At 49.1% G+C, this 19,123-nt stretch carries 22 protein-coding genes and 3 pseudogenes; 1 reads left to right on the top strand and 24 read right to left on the bottom strand.

The window, feature by feature from the left end; all coding sequences use genetic code 11:
* Positions 1-59: 59 nt before the first annotated feature.
* The 22 genes and pseudogenes from D5281_RS12110 to D5281_RS12005 all read right to left on the bottom strand — a co-directional run bounded on the left by D5281_RS12110 (position 60) and on the right by D5281_RS12005 (position 16,889).
* A complete protein-coding gene (locus D5281_RS12110) occupies positions 60-401 on the bottom strand; it encodes a hypothetical protein (protein WP_160560440.1) in 342 nt (113 codons plus the stop codon).
* Positions 402-532: 131 nt separating this feature from the next.
* Positions 533-970: a pyridoxamine 5'-phosphate oxidase family protein gene (locus tag D5281_RS12105; RefSeq protein ID WP_160560439.1), complete on the bottom strand. Its 438-nt coding sequence runs from the start codon at positions 968-970 to the stop codon at positions 533-535.
* Positions 971-985: 15 nt separating this feature from the next.
* Entirely contained in the window at positions 986-1,585 is a 600-nt protein-coding gene (locus D5281_RS12100; RefSeq protein WP_160560438.1) for a helix-turn-helix domain-containing protein, read from the bottom strand.
* 151 nt (positions 1,586-1,736) lie between these two features.
* The gene (locus D5281_RS12095) at positions 1,737-2,018 is read right to left on the bottom strand and encodes a hypothetical protein (RefSeq protein ID WP_160560437.1); all 282 of its coding nucleotides are present in this window, start codon (positions 2,016-2,018) and stop codon (positions 1,737-1,739) included.
* Entirely contained in the window at positions 2,015-2,623 is a 609-nt protein-coding gene (locus tag D5281_RS12090) for a transposon-transfer assisting family protein (protein WP_160560436.1), read from the bottom strand. Before D5281_RS12090 ends, D5281_RS12095 begins: the two co-directional genes overlap by 4 nt.
* Positions 2,624-2,878: 255 nt before the next feature.
* Positions 2,879-3,193: pseudogene (locus tag D5281_RS12085) on the bottom strand (toprim domain-containing protein); the annotation flags it as partial.
* 122 nt (positions 3,194-3,315) lie between these two features.
* Positions 3,316-3,648, bottom strand: a complete 333-nt coding sequence (locus tag D5281_RS12080; protein WP_160560435.1) for an antibiotic biosynthesis monooxygenase family protein — start codon at positions 3,646-3,648, stop codon at positions 3,316-3,318.
* Positions 3,633-4,091: a hypothetical protein gene (locus D5281_RS12075; RefSeq protein WP_160560434.1), complete on the bottom strand. Its 459-nt coding sequence runs from the start codon at positions 4,089-4,091 to the stop codon at positions 3,633-3,635. Before D5281_RS12075 ends, D5281_RS12080 begins: the two co-directional genes overlap by 16 nt.
* Positions 4,092-4,150: 59 nt before the next feature.
* Positions 4,151-4,546: an iron chaperone gene (locus D5281_RS26935; protein ID WP_129178892.1), complete on the bottom strand. Its 396-nt coding sequence runs from the start codon at positions 4,544-4,546 to the stop codon at positions 4,151-4,153.
* Between the two features lie 135 nt (positions 4,547-4,681).
* A pseudogene (locus D5281_RS12065) lies at positions 4,682-5,268 on the bottom strand (DUF4317 family protein); the annotation flags it as partial.
* 145 nt (positions 5,269-5,413) lie between these two features.
* The gene (locus D5281_RS12060; RefSeq protein WP_160275474.1) at positions 5,414-6,067 is read right to left on the bottom strand and encodes a CD1107 family mobile element protein; all 654 of its coding nucleotides are present in this window, start codon (positions 6,065-6,067) and stop codon (positions 5,414-5,416) included.
* Positions 6,051-6,383, bottom strand: a complete 333-nt coding sequence (locus D5281_RS12055; protein ID WP_160560433.1) for a DUF4315 family protein — start codon at positions 6,381-6,383, stop codon at positions 6,051-6,053. Before D5281_RS12055 ends, D5281_RS12060 begins: the two co-directional genes overlap by 17 nt.
* A gap of 82 nt (positions 6,384-6,465) precedes the next feature.
* On the bottom strand, positions 6,466-6,996 hold the full coding sequence (locus D5281_RS12050) for a sugar-phospahte nucleotidyltransferase (protein ID WP_129178888.1): 531 nt from the start codon (positions 6,994-6,996) through the stop codon (positions 6,466-6,468).
* 79 nt (positions 6,997-7,075) lie between these two features.
* The gene (locus D5281_RS12045) at positions 7,076-9,520 is read right to left on the bottom strand and encodes a C40 family peptidase (protein ID WP_277935332.1); all 2,445 of its coding nucleotides are present in this window, start codon (positions 9,518-9,520) and stop codon (positions 7,076-7,078) included.
* 36 nt (positions 9,521-9,556) lie between these two features.
* Positions 9,557-10,174, bottom strand: a complete 618-nt coding sequence (locus tag D5281_RS12040; protein ID WP_129178886.1) for a hypothetical protein — start codon at positions 10,172-10,174, stop codon at positions 9,557-9,559.
* Positions 10,164-10,958 carry a DNA-methyltransferase gene (locus D5281_RS12035; protein ID WP_277935331.1) on the bottom strand — a complete coding sequence of 265 codons (795 nt, stop codon included), beginning with the start codon at positions 10,956-10,958 and terminating at the stop codon, positions 10,164-10,166. Before D5281_RS12035 ends, D5281_RS12040 begins: the two co-directional genes overlap by 11 nt.
* Positions 10,955-13,381: a VirB4-like conjugal transfer ATPase, CD1110 family gene (locus tag D5281_RS12030; RefSeq protein WP_160560432.1), complete on the bottom strand. Its 2,427-nt coding sequence runs from the start codon at positions 13,379-13,381 to the stop codon at positions 10,955-10,957. The genes D5281_RS12035 and D5281_RS12030 overlap by 4 nt, the downstream gene beginning before the upstream one ends.
* Before the next feature lie 128 nt (positions 13,382-13,509).
* Positions 13,510-13,875 (bottom strand): PrgI family protein, encoded by a 366-nt coding sequence (locus tag D5281_RS12025; protein WP_160560431.1) that lies wholly within the window; start codon positions 13,873-13,875, stop codon positions 13,510-13,512.
* Positions 13,876-13,951: 76 nt separating this feature from the next.
* On the bottom strand, positions 13,952-14,824 hold the full coding sequence (locus D5281_RS12020; RefSeq protein ID WP_160276365.1) for a VirB6/TrbL-like conjugal transfer protein, CD1112 family: 873 nt from the start codon (positions 14,822-14,824) through the stop codon (positions 13,952-13,954).
* A 21-nt stretch (positions 14,825-14,845) separates the two neighbouring features.
* A pseudogene (locus D5281_RS12015) lies at positions 14,846-14,929 on the bottom strand (Maff2 family mobile element protein); the annotation flags it as partial.
* Between the two features lie 91 nt (positions 14,930-15,020).
* Positions 15,021-16,691 carry a recombinase family protein gene (locus D5281_RS12010; protein ID WP_009251540.1) on the bottom strand — a complete coding sequence of 557 codons (1,671 nt, stop codon included), beginning with the start codon at positions 16,689-16,691 and terminating at the stop codon, positions 15,021-15,023.
* A complete protein-coding gene (locus tag D5281_RS12005; RefSeq protein WP_009251541.1) occupies positions 16,692-16,889 on the bottom strand; it encodes a hypothetical protein in 198 nt (65 codons plus the stop codon).
* Here D5281_RS12005 and D5281_RS26570 point away from each other — a divergent pair.
* Entirely contained in the window at positions 16,863-17,102 is a 240-nt protein-coding gene (locus D5281_RS26570; protein ID WP_081645077.1) for a tweety protein, read from the top strand. The two genes, D5281_RS12005 and D5281_RS26570, sit on opposite strands and share 27 nt — an antisense overlap.
* A gap of 28 nt (positions 17,103-17,130) precedes the next feature.
* Here the strand turns inward: D5281_RS26570 and D5281_RS11995 are convergent, their stop codons facing one another.
* Positions 17,131-18,468: a virulence-associated E family protein gene (locus tag D5281_RS11995; RefSeq protein WP_160560457.1), complete on the bottom strand. Its 1,338-nt coding sequence runs from the start codon at positions 18,466-18,468 to the stop codon at positions 17,131-17,133.
* Positions 18,437-19,081 (bottom strand): CHC2 zinc finger domain-containing protein, encoded by a 645-nt coding sequence (locus D5281_RS11990; RefSeq protein ID WP_160560430.1) that lies wholly within the window; start codon positions 19,079-19,081, stop codon positions 18,437-18,439. Before D5281_RS11990 ends, D5281_RS11995 begins: the two co-directional genes overlap by 32 nt.
* Positions 19,082-19,123: the final 42 nt, after the last annotated feature.

Genomic DNA, 19,123 nt, shown 5'->3' with positions numbered 1-19,123 from the left:
TGCGCACCCTGTAAACAGGGTGGATAGGTTACCTCGGCTTTCCAGTGTCCTCGCCTTTGTCATTCCGTATCGCCCTCGCTTTCATTTTCGGCATTGGGGAGAGTGGATTGTGGGGGAGTGCTTTCTCGGCTTTCCGATTTGATTTTAGAGATAATCTGCTGACATTCCCTTGTCTGCAATGCAACCGACAAGATACGGTTTAACTCGCCCTCGTCATAGCTGTAACAATCGGGAAAATATTTCACAATAATACCGCCCATGATATACTTGTGGTGGTTCTCGGCTTTGCGTTTCTTCTCGTTCTGTTTTTTCTTCTCATTGGCTACACGCTGTTTTGCCTGTTCCAATGCCTGCAATGCTTTTTCTAAGTTTCTGCTTGCGTCATTCTTGTTTTCAATCATTTCTGATACCTCATTCTTTCTGTGCTGTTTTTATAGTTTCTGCAAATAAAAAGGTGGCTGATTTTCCATTAGGGTAAATCGCCACCATAGATAAGCAATATTCTGTTTTCAAACAACAGTTTCTTAATTCATCAACAACTTTTATCACAAAAATCTATATTGTATCTTGTTCCATGTGAGAACAAAACACCGTCCGTCAATTCAATGCGAAGAATACAAGTATTTTCATCATCAAAATTGTTGTGTCCATTGTCAATCCACTCCTTAAAAGCCTCTCTTAGTTTCTTGGCAATGTGTCTATTTTTGTCTGCACAAAACCAACCTAAGTTTACTCCCTTTCCATGTGCCGTAAACCAATCGCCACTAATTGCCACATATGGGCTTTTTTCTATTTGTTTCATTTTATTGGAAAGTGCATATGTAATCACATAGAATGAACTATCCTCATAAAATCCATTCACATTACGGACATATGGCATACCGTCTTGCACGGTTGCCAGAGCAATTATATTGTCCTTGTTAAATCGCTCGTTCAGTATTTTCTCTGTTTCCAAAGTTAGTTTTTCCATTTTAATCCTCCATGTTTAATAAATACTAATTTCGTGAATAAGCAATCTGAAAATGACAAGAAACATTTCTGTTTCATCAAAAAATTTTTGTTTTAGCAAAGGGTATTTGTTTATCATTTCGTCCCTAATCATAATGGAATTTTCAACTTCTGCTTTTCCATTAACCCTTATCCATTTGCGTGTGTTCACATTATAGCTTGCCATTTCAATCTGTGGATTTCCGACTAAATCAGAATAAACATTTTTCCGTTTATCCGTAGCAAAGTATAATGCCTTTTTATTTGAATATATCATACCAAAAGGTCTTAATTTGGGTTGATTATTAAATGATGTTGCCAAAAAGAAATATCCGCACTCGCGTATAAACTTATAACAATTATCAATAGATACATCAATACTGCTTTCTTCATTTCCTTGAATATCTTCATTTAACAGAAAATCAGTGCTACATTCAAATAATTTGCTTAACTTAATAAGTTTATCCGTTTCAGGAAAACTTATATCAGTTTCCCATCTTGAAACAGACTGACGAGACACATTTAATATTTCAGACAATTTTTCTTGTGTAATACCCTTTTTCTCACGTAGCAATGCTAATTTTTCACCTGTTGTCATTTTCTCACCTATTATATCTTTTTATTAACAATATGTATAGCAAGTTAGGATTGCTGAATGTAAATTTTTGAGTGCTTTTTAATAAACTTGTCAAACTATCCCAATGTGGATATTTTACCACAACCACACACACAATTCCATTAGATTTTGCTTAATCTCCCTTTGTCTTATTCTTTGCAATCATCATCTGCCTTGCCCGTTCCTTTTGCTCTATGCTGACTGCTCTCGGCTTGCGGTAGCTGACGTATGATTTTGGAAAGGAATAGGTCTTAGATATTTCGTCCTGTCCTGTCAACTTGTATGTGTCGGGGAAATCGGCAACAAGCGTGTCAAGTTTCCGCATGACCGTCTTATCCCTTGTGTAGACAGTGGCGGTCTGTTCTCCTGCATTGTAGTTTACAATCGTTTCCTGCTCGTATCGTGAAAGTTTCATAGTGCCATATCCCCCTTTCCCTTACTGTGGGTTCTTTGCTTTTTTCCCTCGGCAACTGTCGGCTGTTTTGCCTGTTCCTTTGCTCTGGCTAACCTTGCCATTACGGAATGGTCACGCTCGGTCATTTTCCGTCTTTTGGTGGTTGCGGTCAGTTCCGCACACGTTTCTTCTGACAGGGCATTTAATTTCTTCAAAGTGTCGCTTACTATCTGCTTGGTGTCGCTGTCCTTTATCTGCGGAAGAATAGCGGACAGACTAGCGCACGTTTCCGCTTTGCTCTGCTCCCCGAACTGATAGATTAGATTGATTTCATCAGCGTTGAAAGGTATCTGAAAATTTGCGCCCTCACATAAACGCTCCACGCCCACGCACTTAGGGAGATTTCTTGTCAGTTCGTAATTATCCCTCGCTGTGATTGTTCCATGACTGTCGGTCTGCCTTACCTCAACTTCGCACTGGCTTTTCTGCTCCAAAACAAGCCACTGGTATTTATCGCTTTCTTTGGTAAATACAGTCTGATGCGCATTGGAGTGTGTCTTGCTACGGATATATTTGTCGGCGGTACTGTAATAGTCCAAAATCTGTTGTTCCTGCTTTTTATTCATGGTCTTTGCCCTCCTGTGATATGGATTGATATGATTGATTAGTTTCGGTGTTTATATATGATTTTTTCTCGTTACTTGTTGGGAGTTTGAATTGCGGAATATCATTGACGGGTATTTCTACACTTGGGGGAATAGTGGTTCACTTCATACGGTAATTACCGCATGAAAAAAGACTATAACCGTCACTGTCATAGCCTTTTAAGGATTGAGGAAGTCCCTTTTTTATTTGTATTTGTTTGTCGCCCCTCCGCGCTATCCAACATCACAGGCATTGACCACGTATTCCAAATCCTTCCTGTTAAGCAGCTTCTTTAAGACTGCAAGCTGTGCCTTCTTATCCTTTGCCACAGTAAGCTTCCATTCCTCCGGGATAATGGGTAAATCCGAAAATGTCCACTTTGCATACCGCCCGTCATAGCTTTCCGGGGGAGCGTATTCCGCAAGGTGCCCGAAACACCAGCTTACAAGGCAGTCTTCCCCGGAAAGGTACCCGTCCTCCTTCTTCCCCGCTTTCAATATCTTTGCCAGCGCCTGCGAGACGCTGGGCTTCTCACCGATGACTAAAAACATATGTTTCCTCCTTTTTTGCGCAAAAAAAGAGCAACCAATCCTGATTGCCCTGGTTAATAAAATATCTTTCCGTTCCCTGTTACACAAATATCTTTATCTTTCTTTTAAAATCTCCTGCATGATTATTCTTTTATAAATGCTTTATCTGCTTCCGGGACTCCGTCTTCATCAGACACATACCGCTCCACTTTCATATGCAGGCCGTATTTTTCCCTGAGCCCAATGATCTTTGCCATCATTGGGGATGCATGGTGGGCATCTATGGAATGCTGGTCTTCCCAGCTGTCAATCAAAAGCACTGTCTCTGCATCCTCCATCGGGAAAAAATATTCATACCTGATGTTCCCGGCTTCCGCACGGATATCATCAGCCACGCCGCTTGAGACCATTTCCTCCGCAAATTTCCTTGCATTTCCATTCTCGCCGCTGTAATAGATGTTCACTGTAACCGCCATTGTGTTTCCCTCCGTAAATCCATTGTCTGGTCATAATAACGCATTGCTTTTTCATATAGCTTCCTGCACTGCGCCTCATCATGGTAAGACAGACAGTCATCTGCATAACATAACGTTAAAAACGGTTCCTCCCGCCCTGTATCCCGTGGCAGTTTATTCCACAGGGAATACATCTTCCCTGCAAAAACCGCAATATCCGTATCTTCATATATCCGCAGGAGTGACCGCATCAATATCTTCCCGAAATATTCTGTGTCGAAGCTGCTCCCCTCCATAATAGAGAGGGTATGCAAAACAGCCTCTTTGGGTGCCATTCCTTCCAGAGTAAGATAGGCCTCATTTTCCATATCTTCCATAAAGAGCCGGTCAAGTTTATCTACATACAAAGGCCACACATCAAAGCCTTCACTATATAGCAATGCATATACAAACAGTTCCTCCATTGGTTCCCCCATACAGTTATGAGCATTATCACGCTCCCTGTGAACAGAAAGCTGTCAGATCAGCTTAAACACCATCTTGCGATATTTTCAATCAATTCTGCAGGCAATGCTTTATCATAAGGAAAATATATTGCATTTTTATTAGTGGCATATCCGTTTAACTCCGATGCAAATTTTCCAATGGCTTCAGCCCCTGCATAAAAACTGATGTGCTTTTTACAGGCAGAAAATGTGATAGATTTTCCTTCTTTCTCATAATACGGCATGCTCCAGGATATACGTTCCTTTACACACGGAACGCTGTTTTGTAATAAAACCATCATTTCCGTTAAGCGGGGGCGTGTTTCTATAGGCTGCGAATCTATATATTCCAATACTGTTCCGGGTGCTTTCCCGCAGTAATGGCCTTGATTGGTTCTTTTAAATTCTCTCCCGCACTTTGGGCATATCCACATATCCGTTTCCTCCGTAAATCCCGGTTTTCCTCTCTCTCCGTCCCCGCAGTCTTTCTTCTGCAGCTGCCTGTTTATCAGAGAAACATCTATATCCCCGGAAAACAGGATTTCCCCCACTCCCCCGGCTTTCCCGAAATTCCCATCCGCCGCAAAAACATTGACCCTCTCCGTATCGCTGCTCCTATCCTTGAATGCCGGGAACAGGAACCCGCACTCCGGCTCTCCCGGCTCGTAATCGCCGCCCACCGGGCAGACCGCACAGACCAGGAACCGGTAGACCTCCTCCGATTCCCACAGGCTTTCCTTATCGTTTGCTTTCAGCGGGACGTCATAGCTGCCATGAAAAAAATAAATGGCATAGCTTTTCCTTTCCGGTATCTCTGCCCGAATTCCTCATAAAAGGTATCCAGCATCGCGTCATTTTTCAGACCGCACTCATTCAGTGCCATAAGAAGCTGCCAGATGCTCCCCGGCCTCCGGTCCGTCTCAGTGAAAACATACTCTTTCAGCTGCACGTTTGTATCGGAAAAGGGAATGGCCTTTGCAATATTGAGGTTGTCCTGCTGGTCTTTCTGTGACAGTTTCTGGAAATGCTTGTTGAAAGTCCCGTCCACAAATCCCTCTTCGTCCAGATATGCCCCGGCAATCCTGTCAAAGCAGTTCCGCTTTAATGTCATGCGCCTTGTCAGCTCCAGCATATCCTCACGGTTGATCTTTCCCATATCCGCTACCCCTCTGCTGCATACTGCCGCACCCCGGAAGGGCATGCGGCAGTGCTTCCCTTTTTTCTGCTATGGAAAATTATAGCGTATTTTCTGCCGGAGGGCAATGCCTGCCCATACTCTCTGTCCGGATATGTACCCCCTTTCAGTCCTCCGGTTCTTCGCTTTCCCCCTCTTCCTTTCCGTTTTCCCGGTCCTCATTGACATAAGCTCCCCCGTCATAAAATTCAAGGTCTTCGCTCTCCGCCTCCTCTTCCTCGCGCTTCGGCTTCCATATTTTGAAATAATAATAGGCGCCGATGCTGCCAGCGCCCAGAAGAATCATGGTAAGCACCGCCCCCATTCCCATGCCGCCTTTTTCCGGCTCCGTCCGGGGTTCTTCCTGTACAGGCTCCAGCCGGGGCTCTTCCACCGCCACCGCAGGCTTTTCCTCCTCTAGTTCCGTTTCATCTTCCCCAAGAAATTCTGCAAGGTCATTCTCGTCAATCAGGGAGAGCATATACACATTCTCCGAATTTCTGGAACGGTCTATGACCATGAAAAAGGTGTTCCCGTTCTTTGTCTGGACGGTAAGGAACTGCTTCGTTTCATCATCGCTGATGTCATCTAAAAGCTGCCCGTTCCCCGCCACCGAAAAAGGCGTGGTCTCCGTCTCCTCCGGCGTTTCCTCCGAAATGACCGGCTCCGGTACCGCCTCCGCTGTCTCGTCCACATAGGCATATGCTGTCATTTTCCCTGATAAAAGGACTGCCGCAGCCATCACAAGCATTGCCGCCAAATTCCTAACCGTTTTCTTCATCTTCCCTGTCCTCTCTTTCTGCCGGCGCTTCTTCCGGCTCCCTGATATTTTCTGCCTCTCCCGGCATGATTTCTTCCTGCCGTGCCTCCCCTATGTGCTGTCCCTGCTGTGCAGGCACCGCCCCGTTCCTGATATTTTCCAGGAAGGCAAGCATCTCCCGGCTGCCCAGCTTCATGGAGCGGATGCTCTTTATGATCTCCGCGTCTTCCAGCTGGTTTTTCCTGATATTCAGTTCCTCCAAATGTTCCTGCCATGCGGCAATCTTATCCTCCGTCCGCTTAATCTCATCTAAAACCCTGTTTAATTTTGCATTCATGCCACGCCTCCAATCTGTGGAATATAGTCCCGTTTTCTGCCATACCCTTTACGGATATCCGCCAGGACATGGCAGCGTATGCCTAACTGCCCCGCCTGTAATCAACGTCAAGGTATGCAAACTCAAGCTGCCGCTCACATATCCCGCTGCACAGGTAGCCGCTCTGGAAAGGCGCCCTCATAGGGAGCTTCCCGTCCCCGGTCATGTAATAAACCCTCGGGCTTAACCAGAGCATTTCCACCCTGTTTTCCCTGAACATGCGGAAGCGTTCCCTGCTGTCGAAAATCCCCTGGAAATTGACCAGCATGGCGAAAGGCTTCCCGATCTCATACAGCCGCTTTAAAATTTTGCCCTTTAAGCTGTAAGGCGGGTTGCTGACGATATAGTCGCATTCCGGCACTTCCGCATGGAAAAAATCCTGCCCCGTCCGGATATGCCCGTACAGGACGCGGAAGCCATTTTCTGAAAGCACCCTGACAAACGCGCTCTCTTCCGTATCAAAAGGGCACCATACCGCCGCCCCTGCCCTCAGGCGTTCCATGATCGGGTAGACCGCATAAGGCGGCGTGTAATATTCATCATTTTTTTTGAACTGGTACTGCAGCTGCGCCATACATTCCTCCTCCCCTGCACTTTTTATCAATCTTTTTTGTCACTTTATCAGTTATAATTGCCACTCCCGTAACCGCTTTTCAGGGTATCCGCCCATAGGAGAGTAGATGCCCCTCCCAGTACGGGGTTCTGATGTTGGAATATTTCACCGGATTGCCCGCGTGGATCATCATCCCGTTCCCGGCATAAATGCCCACATGGCTTGCACCGGAGGTGTTGTAGGTTCCCTGGAAGAATACAAGGTCTCCCGGCCTTGCCTCCGAAGCAGGCACTGCCGCACAGCTTCCCCGAAGCCCTTCCGCAGTCTGCCTTCCTACGTCCCAGCCATTCCCGCTGTTGTTGATGACCCAGCTCACAAAACCGGAGCAGTCAAAGCCCGTCTCCGGCGAAGCGCCGCCCCACACATAAGCCATGCCGAGGTACTTTTCCGCTTCCCGTATCATGCGGGCAAACTGCTCGTCCGATAAGGCTTCCTCAGGGATTTCATATCCGGCCCCGCCAATGCTTTCATTCGGAATCCCTGCTATATCAAACAGATAACTCCTGTTCCCATAAGTCAGGTTGTAGGCGGTATAAAGCTCCGTCTGTTCCTGCGTCATACGCCCCCTTGCCACCGTGTCAAACCCTTTGTTGGTCAGGCAGATACAAAGCACATGCCATTCATACTCCACTTCCACCTCTGTTTCCGTTTCTTCCCCCGTCATGGGATCTGTTACAGTCTGTGTCTCCGTCCTCGTCCGTATCTCCGTGATTTCTTCCACCGTAAGCCGGTACTGCTCTTCAAACAACTCTGGAAGGATATCTTTTACCTGATTGTAGGTAAATTCCTCATATAATACAGTGAGAAAAGAGATAAGCTGGTAAGGATTGTGAGTGATCTCGTCTACCTGATAGCGGTATTCGTCATAGCCCGGATGGGTGCTTTCCATGGTATTTATCTGTTCGTCCAGTGCCTCCTCCAGTTCCTTGTAGCCTGCCTCAGCATCATAGATATCTTCATCCTCGCTGGGGTATGTAGTCCCGATAAAAGTGGAAGACGCCCCCTGCACCATGGCGCTGCAGCTGGAAAGCCCTGCGGAGAAGAATAAAAATATCATCAGAAGGAAGGACGCCGCTATCAGCAGGCCTTTTTTATTCCTGAAAATCTCCGCAGCAATGCTTTTCGCTTTCCCAAAAAGTCCGTTCGCTGCTTTTTCAGCTTCTTCCGATGTCTTTCCTCCCCGCTTTGCTTCTGCACAGGCTTTTTTAATCCGCCGCTTCTGGTAAAATTTCCTCAGCTTTTCCCTGTCCGCCCCCGGCATCTGATTTCCTTCCGGATGGCCCCTTTTCTGCATCCGGCGGCTGGACTGGCGCAAGGCAAAACGAAGCGTCCGCTCCCCTGCCTGCTCCATGCCGCACAGCACTTCCGCTTCCATATTTTCCTGCTGCCTGTCCGCACCGTCATCTGAAAGGGCGGAGGCGGCAAGCCCCGTAGCTTTCCATGCCGCCCTTCCTGCCAGCCGCATCCCTGCGCTACGCGCCATGCCTTTCTCTTCCCCGAAAGAAAGGCGGGAAGCCTTCTCTTTCCGTTCCTGGCGCAGACGCCCATGCCCGTTCTTCTTTTCTGTGTCCTTTTGGGAAACCTGCAATGCCTCCCCTGCCGAAAGCCGGTTCCCTGTATGTCTTGCCTCTTCCCGGTGGGCTGTATTTTCCTTTCCCTCCTGCGCTTTCTTCTGTTCTTTTTCCCTCTGGCAGTGGGCGTACACCTGTTTTTTCTTCCTGTTATGGCCTCCGCCCTGATCCGGCGCAGTACCTGTACCGGAAGCCTCCCCACTCATTAGGGGCTTTGCCCTGATATTCTCCATATGGGAAGGGGCTGCCTGCGGATTCTGTATTGCTCCCGTATCTGCATTACCGGAAACCGGCGTGTTACCCACCACAGTATCTTCTCCCATACCAGAAGCATTTTCCGCCGGACTGTCCGGGAATCCCGCCTCCCTATGGAAATCTTTTCCCTGCACCGCTCCTTTCCCGTCCCTGCGGTAACGTGCCGCCAGAGGCTCCGGGATATAATTTTTCCTTTTTCCGGAATGGCTGTAAGAATGATCTGCCGGAACCTGCCTGATGCTTACTTTCCTTATCCCACTGTCCGTTCCCGGCATTTTTCCCGTATCCGGATAGATTCCCTGCACATTTTCCCCATAAGCCTCTGCCGGTACAGTATCTTCTGCATAAAAATCTGCCTTCTCCACGCCGGTCTGGTAAAGGCCGGCCTGCGCACCGTCATCTTCTCCGCAATCCGGCCTTTTGAAATCCGGTGAAAATCCGTTTCTCCGTCTGTCTCCTGCTTTCTGATCCTCCGCCCTGCGGCTGCGCCTGTCCTGAAAATTCATGGAGTCATCTGCTGCCGCCGGAGGCGCCTGGCAATCAGCTTCCCTTCTGCTTATCCTGACTGTTTCGCCGCTCCGGAGGTTCTCCTCCGTAAGCCCGTCCCTGTTCATCTTCCGTACCGTTTTATCCCTTGCCCTGTAATGCTGTCCACGCATATTTTAACTCCTTCCTGTCCTGTTCCACAGACGTTCTTACCGGCCGCCCTTATGCTCCCGATACCACCCGGCCATAAATACATTCCGCTCTGGGAAAGGCGGCAGGAGAATCCCGGAAGCCCCCCTGTTTAAATGTCTCCGGCAGGTCGCCACATAAGAAAGAACTTCCTTATAGTAGGCACAGTTTGCTTCCCTGTAATCTTCCGTCCCTGCCTCTTCCTTTCCCGTAAATGCAGTCTCTTCCTCCGCCAGCCGCTCCAGCCCGCACAGGGTAAAATGGATTTCCAGATAGCTGTAAATCCCCATAATGTCCGCCTTTGCATTGCCGGAGCTGATGTTATTTTTAAGCAGCTTAAGAAAAGTTTCCTGTTTTTCCCCGGCAGACAGGACGCCTGTTGCAAATTTATCCGTACCGCTCCGTATGTAATCTGCCCGGTACAGGATCTCCCTGCCCTCCGCTTTCTGTTCCCTTAAAAGGCTGTCGGCTATAAAAAGAGGATGCGGCCCTGTAAAAACTGCACCCTCCTTTTCCTTCATGACAAAAGAAATAAATGGTATCCCTTTTTCTTTTTCTGAAGTAAAATTTTTCATTCTGGATATATCAATTTCAGCAAACGCCATAAGCGCTTCCTCCATGGGCATGCTACCCTCCATAAACTGACACCGCCTCCCCTGCCCGTTTTTCCGCAATGGCAAAATATCCCCTGTCAATCTCCGCCCCAAGATATCTCCTTCCCGTCAGCGCCGCCGCTGCCGCCGTACTGCCGCTTCCCATAAAACCGTCAAATATAAGCTCCCCCGGCTGGCTGGAAATCTGTATGAGCCATGAGAGGAACTCCACATTCTTTATGGTAGGATGGTAGATACCATGCTGTTTCTGCCAGACGGAATTGTAAGTCGCCTTTGGGTATTCCGGCCCGAACCAGCAGGCATTGAACCTTGTCTTATACTTCTTTCCGGGCTTCCTTCCCGCGCAGCAGACAGTGCCCTCTTTTTTCCTGTTCTCCAGCAGCGTGGTATGGTTGAACGGACGCCGCCCCTTCTGGCAGAAAATTACCCATTCCGCATTGCCTGCATAGCTGCCTTCCAGGTCCCCGATGCCCCCTACCGTCCCTTTCTCCACCACCATGCAGTTTTTTATGAAGAACCCTGCCCGGCGTAAGCATCCATAATGATAGGGGTAACAATCGAACCGGGTAAAAAAATATGCATGGGAATCCTCCTTCAATATCCGGTAGCTCTCCCTTGCAAACCTTTCATAGTCAATCCCTTCATCCCCTGCAAGCACCCGGTGTTTTCTCTTAGTGAAATTATTCCGGTAGGAGATTCCATAGGGCGGGTCAGTGAGTATCATGGATACATACCCGTCTGGAATCTGCGCGAGAAGTTCCATGCAGTCCATGCAATAAATCCCGTTATACAGTTTTTCTGCTGTCATTCCTTCCTTTCCCCCATTTCCGAGGGCTTAGTCGTCATCAGCTTATACAGGCGCAGCGAACGGTCAAATTTGTCTTTAAACGGAATAATCGTGCTGCCATAAAAAATCAGCCCTTCCCCTTCCCCGCTGTTGGTCACATAGGAAAGCTGGTGCGGGGAAATGTTCAGCTGCTTCGCCAGTATCTGCCGGTCCCCTGCCGCCTGGTTCAGCATATAGATGAAGTCCGAATTTTCAAAGATATTCTCTATCTCCCGGCTGGCAAGCAAATCTTTAATATTCTGCGTGATCCCGGTCGGGATGCCGCCCCATTTTCTGAAACGCTTCCATATCTCCACGGAATAGGCTGCCGTCTGCTCCTCTTTCAACAGGAGATGGAATTCATCTATGTAATACCGTGTTGATTTGTTTGAATACCTGTTTATTGTCACCCGGTTCCAGACCTGGTCCTGCACGATGAGCATACCCAGCTTCTTTAACTGCTTCCCAAGGTCTTTGATGTCGAAACAGACTATCCGGTTGTCCAGCTGCACATTCGTCTGGTGGTTGAACACCTTCAGGGAACCATTCACATAGATTTCCAGCGCAGTGGCGATCCGCTGTGCCTGTACTTCCTTCTGCTCCCGCAGGCACTGGTATAAATCCCCGAGCACCGGCATATTTTCCGGCACGGGGTTCTCAAAATACTTCCGGTACACAATGGGAAGGCACCTGTCAATGACCGATTTTTCCTCCGCCTCAATCCCGTTCCTGTTCCCCATGATCAGCTCACACAGGGATAAGATAAAATCGCTCTTTACCCCCAGCGGGTTGTCGTCCTCCGAATAGTCCATGTTGATGTCCATGGGGTTGATATAGTCATGGCTGGTGGCAGATATATGGACCACCTGCCCGCCAAGTGCATTTACAAGTGGATAATACTCCCCTTCCGGATCTCCGATGATGATGTCATCCCGGGTGGCAAAGAAAGCGTTGGTGATCTCCCTCTTTGCGGAAAAAGATTTACCCGAACCGGGCGTTCCCAGAATCAGGCCGTTAGGGTTCTTCAGCTTTTTCCTGTCTACCATGATCATGTTATTGCTTAAGGCATTCAGCCCGTAATACAGCGATTCTCCCGGCATGAAAAGCTCCTGCGTGGTGAACGGTACAAAAATGGCAGTTGAAGTGGTGGTGAGCGCCCTCTGGATGGGGATTAAATTTAAGCCTAAAGGCAGGCTGCTCATCAGCCCCTGCTCCTGCATATAGTCCAGCCGCCGCAGGGAGCAGTTGTACTTCTGCGCGATCCCTGCAGTCTGGAAAATCCCATTATCCAGCTCCTGTTTCGTCCCTGCAGTGTTCATGAAAAGCGCTGTCACAAGGAAAAGCCGCTCATTCCTCTGCTGTAAGTCTTCTAAAAGCCGCTTTGCCTCCCCTCCGTAAGTATTTAAATCAGAAGGGATGATATCCATATCGTACCCTGACCTTACCGCTTTTTTCTGCTCTTCCAGCTTCATCCGGTCAATGTCCGTCACTTTCCCCTTTACCGTTTTAATGGCTTTCAGCTGGTCTAAGGACTGGACGTGCAGGTTTACCACAAGGTTCCTGTCCATATCCAGAAATTCTGCAAGCATCCGGTCCGTCAGCTCCGGCGCAAGTATCTGTAAGTAGGACACCGCCCCAAGGGTGCTGCCCATCTGGAAATCCTTCCCGCTTTTAAACACAAAGCTGGGCGGCGCGACAAAATCCTTCGTGTTCATGCCGGAGCGCAGCACCTGATTATAGGAAAACCGGAAAGGCTCATTTTCCTCCTGATTGAATGTCTCATATAAAATCTGCAGCCGCTCCTCCCCGTTTAAAGGGTACGCCTGTACGCCAAGGACCTTGAAATTATTCAGGATATCCGCCTCAATCCTCTCAAGCTTCGGCTTTGCCTCCCGGAAATTTTCCGCCCCGATGCCGAAAGTGATATATTTCGTCCGTACCAGCCCGTTATTTCCCTTGGCAAGCTGGTTCTTTAACATCTGTGCATACTCCATACGCACATCATCAAAAGCATCGTTCTGCGGCATGATCCTGATCACGGATTCATATTCCTCCATACTGCTCCTTCGGTTGATGAAGGAAAGCTGGAAATGGATGGAGCTGTCAAAGTAATTGAGGAAGTCGCACCAGTTCTCGAAAATGGCATTCTTGTCCTCATTCTGCGCCAGCTGATAGTTGATATCATAAAAACGGATGGTCTTGGAATAATATTTATCCTGCACCCGGCATATCCCGTCCTTTGCCATTTCCCGGTAAGGGATGGACTGCTGGGCGGAGATACGCTTCTCCTTCTCCTTCTTTTCCGCCCCGTGACCGTTCCTGCCTCTTTTGCTGTAATGCCCGTTCCTGCTTTTATCCCCGGTATCCGCCGGGATGTTACTTTTGTCTCTGCTTTTTCTTCCCATTTTTACCTCCATTCCGAAGCGTTTTACGCTGAGGACGCGAGCAGAATTTCATATTCTGCTCTGCGGTCAACAGAATTTGTGACGCTTCGGCACAAATTCTTGGTTGAAGGAATTGCTCATCAGAGAATTTATTCAACCTTCTTTCCCCCTTCCCCTGGTTTTAAATGCGGTATTTCCTCTCCCGCTCCATATAAATTTTCCACCTCATATCTCCGAATAGCCGGGCGCAGCAGCTTCACCCTGACCATGTTCATCAGTATCTTTTCAAAGGGAAGCCCGTCTTTCTCATACATGGCAAAGAAAAATGCTGGGAGCATGATCAGCACCATGCCTGTCGCCGCATTGCTTGTCCCGATATGCCCTTTGGTGAAAAAATAAAAAGGCAGCCCCAGGGCCGCCGCAATCCCAAGGCACACCGCCTGTCTTTTCGTCAGGTTGAACATGACCTTGCTCTTTACTTTTGTCAGGTCCTTCGGCACACTCACATATGCCATTTTGATACCTGCGGCAGAAACCCTTCCGGCAGGGGAACGCCCCTTTCCGCCGCTTATCCTTTCTTTCCATTTCCCCTTAATGCGCCCCGAAAATGGCTTTTGACAGTCCCCCTGTCTTTGTCAGCCCGAAGCACAGCACCACCGTATATGCCGCCACCCCGAACAGGGCGGAGTGCATATCCCCCGATATCTGGATGGAAGACACCAGCACACTGTAGATACCTATGCATATCATCATAAAAAAGCCCTGGAACCCGAGGGCAAAAAGCCCCCGGAAGTAGTTGTTCCCCACCTGCCCCCATTCCCTGTTGGACAGGGTTGCAAAAGGAATCGGCGCGACTGATGTATAGAGATAAATCTCAATCATCCTGACAAACAGGATGACCGTGATAATCACTGACATGATCTTCATGCCAAGGCTCACCAGCATGGTCTCAAGGGCCAGCACCGCCAGTTCCCCGATCCCCATGGACACCATGGCGGCATCCATCTGGGTTATCAGGGAATCCACGTTGATGGAAGTCTGCCCGCTGATCGCCCCGCCGGCGGCACTGACCACATACTGCCCCACGTCAAACACCGCCATGGTAATCTCAAAGGTATGTCCCACAAGATAGACCGCCACCCACATCTTAAAGAAGTATTTGAAGAACATCCATGTATCTATCTCATGCATGTTGTTTTTCTCCGTCAGCATGGTAATCAGCTCATAGCACAGCACAAAAGTGATAACCATACCGGCTATGGGCATAATGACCGAATCCGACAGGTTACGTATCAGGCTGAAAATATTCCCGTTCCACCCCTGCGGCGTCTGCCCCACCTGTGCGGCAATCTCCCCAGTCTTCTCATTGACATCCGTGAACATGGTAGATAAGTTGGAGCTGATCATGCCGGAGAGAAGCTCCCGCATCCACTGCTCGATCGCCTCGAAAATGTTATCAAACATGGGCAAGCCCCCTTTCCCATCTTATCCAAACAGGCCCGAAAGGAGCGGCACAAGCTGGGTGCCGATGAGCGCCACCCCTCCGCCTGCCATTAACTGTTTTATCCCCAATTAGGTGTAAAAACTCTGCTCTATGGCGGGCGGCGGCGTACAAAAAATCTATATGGTGTTGTTAAGAGAACCGTCCCGGCGGGACAGGTCAGGCAGTGACCTGTTCCACCTCCGGGATGGGTTTGAGATTAAAATGAATTTCGATAGAAATGTGTCTTGTTTTATTTTCGTCAATGCGCTCATGCACGACGATTTCTTTGATTAAGCGGTTGAGGGTGGCTGCGTCCAGCTCTGTGATGTTGGCGTATTCCTGAATGGCTTCCACCCATTGTTTTGCGTCATTGGCAAGCTGGACTTCATCGGACAGCCGCTTCCTGCCCTCGGACACTTTTGTTTTAAGCTCCGTCTGCTCGGTCTGTGTCCTTTCCAGCATGGTGTTGAAGTTCTGCTCACTGATACGCCCTGCAATCATATCCTCATAAAGCCGCATTACCATTTTGTCCAGAACCTCAATCCGTTCCTCGTCCCTTGTAAGGGAGCGTTCCATTGCTTCCCGCTGTTCCCGCTGCTCGGCTTCACAGGTATTGGTCAGGCGGTCGGCAACCGCTTCCCCGTCCATCAGGGCAGCTCTGGCACATTCCCGTATTTTCCGCAGCACATGGCTGTAAAGGGTGTCATAATCAATCCGGTGCTGGGTGCAGTGGTTCTTTCCAAAGGCATTGTAGGTCTTGCAGGAGTATATCCGCTGGGGATGTTTTGCGTTTGTGTAGCGTATCGTCAGCGACTTCCCACACTCGCCGCATTTTAGCAGTCCGGCAAACAGGCTGATTTCATTGGTCTGCCCCGGACGCTGGCGGGATTTCAGCTTGTTCTGCACAATGTCAAAACTCATGCGGTCAATCAGCGGTTCATGCTGTCCCTCCACCACAATCCAGTCCTCCGGCTTCTTTTCCCCAATCGTGCCGATTTTGAAGCGGTAGTCTTTTTTCTGGGAAGCAATCGCCCCGGTGTAGACGGGATTCATCAAAAGGTCTTTGATAACGGAGAAGTCCCACATATACCGCCCGTTTTCCGGGTCTTTCTTTTCCCATTTGGTGCGGGTATTGCGAAGCCCCCGTTCCCGATTCCACCATGTGGGGCAGGGGATTTTTTCTTCCTCCAGCCGTCTGCGGATATAGTTCGGACCATGACCGTTCAGGGCATATCCGAAAATCAGCCGCACAATCGGGGCGGTTTCCTCGTCAATGAGCAGATGGTTTTTGTCCTCCGGGTCTTTCCGATACCCAAACGGGGCAAGACACCCGGTAAACTGCCCTTTCTGCGCTTTCAGAAGATAAGAGGAATGGACTTTCTTGGAAATATCCTTGCTGTACATCTCGTTCAGGATATTTTTGAACGGGGCGATGTCGTTGTTATCCCGCAGGGTGTCGATACCATCATTCATGGCGATATAGCGGACACCGTTTCTTGGGAAAAAGTCCTCAATCAAATGCCCGGTTTGCAGATAGTTCCGCCCCAGTCGGCTGAGGTCTTTCGTGATAACAAGGTTGATTTGCCTGCGCTCAATGGCTCTCAACATCCTCTGTAAATCAGGACGCTCCATGTTAAGACCTGTGAAGCCATCGTCCTGATAGACTGCCACAACCTCCCATCCCTGCTTTTCGCAGTATTTTTCCAGCATATCACGCTGGTTTGCGATACTGGCACTTTCGCCTTGCAGGTCATCGTCCTTTGACAGCCTGCAATAGACCGCCGCACGATAGCCCCCGGCAAGTGCCTTTCCGATTGTTCTGTATTCCATTTCGTTCATCATAGCCATTTACCCACACAATCCAGACGGTATCTGGCTCTTTTGAACCTCATCTTCATTATAGCCCATATCTTTCTTTTTAGCAAGATATTCTTTCGTATTTATCTTTCCGTATTTCTGGGAAATCAGGCTGACGAACACATCAGTGGCGTCCAGTTCTCCGTCAAACACAGTAGTCACATGAATCTCTGTTTTGTTTTTTGCCATAGGCAGTTATCCTCCATACATGAAAATAGCCAGACAGAGGGTGTCGGCAACGAAGTCCGGCAACGGGCTTCAAAAGACCTTGCAAACAATCTCAATCTGGCACTACTTACTATTTATACTTTTCTTTTATTTTTCTGTTGTTTTGGTTGTTATAAGGGAGAAAAGCCCGGAAATAAGGGATTTTCCCCGGCAACCGGCTCGGCAACGGGATAGCAACAGGAGGTGCAACGGGCTGTCATTCTCAGAATGGAAGCTCCATCTGTTCTGTGACCTCCACAAAACCGTCCATCGTTTTTTCAGACGGGTTGCCGGAGTCCGTTGCCGGGTTTTCACGCTCCCAGCCCTTTTGTCTGCCATATTCTGAAAACATTCTTGGGTTCGGGAAGTACCGCCAGCCGGAAATGCACTGGTTCATAATCTCGTTGATTTCCCGGATTTCCCATTGCTTCGGTTCGTCAAAGGCATGGTTCAAGGCTTCCTTGTAGAGCTGCTTGGAGCAGACCATGCTCCCGGTGTACTTATCAAGATACGCCTGTATCATCCCGGCTTTGGTGTCCTCCGGCATAAAATCCCGCTGGTGTTCTTTGAGATACCGCTGCATGGCGGGGCTGAAAGCCAGCTTGAACCTGCCGCTTCGGTAAATCTCCATCGCTTCCGCCCACATCTGCTCGATATAGGCTCTGGAAGCGGCTTCGTCCTCCAAAATGTGAACCTCGGCTTGCTCTGGGTACACCATGACGGGGATAAAGCGGCGGTTGCCGGAACGGTCAAGGGGCAGGAAGTCAAGGGCATTGGAAGTGCCGCCAAACACGCACTGACGGGGGCGGTCTGCCGGATGGGTTTCATAGGGTATCTTGTAAACCTCTTTCTGCCGGCTTAAAAATGACTTGATTTCCTCAATGCTCTTGGCGTTGGCGGTTGCCATCATTTCCGACATTTCAATAATCCAGTGACCTTGCAGCTTGCGGTACACATTGTCATCGTCCAGCTTCCGCAAATCATCGGAGAACCACTCGTCCCGGACTGCCAGCAGACGGAAGAATGTGGACTTTCCCGCCCCCTGACCGCCTACCAGACAAAGCATGATTTCAAACTTGCACCCCGGCTGAAAGGTTCGTGAGATTGCACCCAGCAGGAACAGCTTCAACGCTTCATAGGTGTAATCGTCTGCGTCAGCCCCCAGAAAGTGCCGCAGGCAGAAACGGATTCGTTCTGTCCCGTCCCACACAAGGGCACTTAAATAGTCCCGGATGGGATGGTACTTGTTTTCATTCGCCACAATCCCAATGGCGTTATCAATCTTTTTCTCATTGGTAAGCCCGTAGGTTTCTTCCAGATAAAGAAGCAGATACTTCATGTCCGTATCGTTCAGGGCGGTGCTTTCCCTGTGAAAACCGATAGGCTTTATGATGTCCTTGCGGTCAGTCAGGATGTTGTATGCGATAGCCCCGGAAAGCAGCGGGTCACGCTGGAATACGGTCAGGCAGTTCCGTATGCTCTGACGGACACCGCCTTTCTCGGTGGTTTCCAGCCCCGCCTTGATTTCCTCAATGCTCTGGGGCGGCTGCATGGCGTTCATGGTGTTTTTTAGTTCTTGCTGCGTCTGTGGCTGCAAGCTCTGCCATTCGCTGTTCAAGCTGTATCACATCCTTTCCGTAGTCCGTAATCAAAGCCGCTTTTTCCTCCGTCTCCCCAAACAGCAGCACATCCAGCAGATATTCCACATGGGCTTGCTTCTGTAAGGCTTCCACAAACCGGGGATGAAAGGCTTCCTCCGGGGAGTGCGGGGCGTAGTCCATTCTCCATGCCATCAGCAAGTGAAGATAATCGGCAAGGGTACGGAAGCAGCGGCTCTTTGCTTCCTGAAACTGTTCCTCCGGGGATTTCTGCCGGGGCTTGGGCTTTTTTGCCTTTCCCGGCGGTTTCCAGTCCTCATAGGAAAGCCCGAAGTTCTGTGCCAGTTGTACGGCGGCTTCTTTCTTTCCCAGCCCATACAGGGCGGCGGCAAAATCAATCACATCCCCATCCGCACCGCAGCCGAAGCAGTGGTAACGCCGATCCAGCTTCATGCTTGGGGTTTTATCGTTATGAAACGGGCAGCAAGCCATCCCGTTCCGCCCTACATGGATTCCATAATGCTCCGCAGCCTGTCTTGTTGTGGCGGACTGCTTCACAGCTTCAAATACATTCAAATCTATCCCTCCTTGAAAATAAGAAAAGCACCTGACATTCTC

This window comes from Parablautia muri, from assembly GCF_009917485.1.
Lineage (GTDB): Bacteria > Bacillota > Clostridia > Lachnospirales > Lachnospiraceae > Suilimivivens > Suilimivivens muri.
Note: the sequence above shows the minus strand (reverse complement) of the source record. Positions and strands in the feature narration are given on the sequence as shown.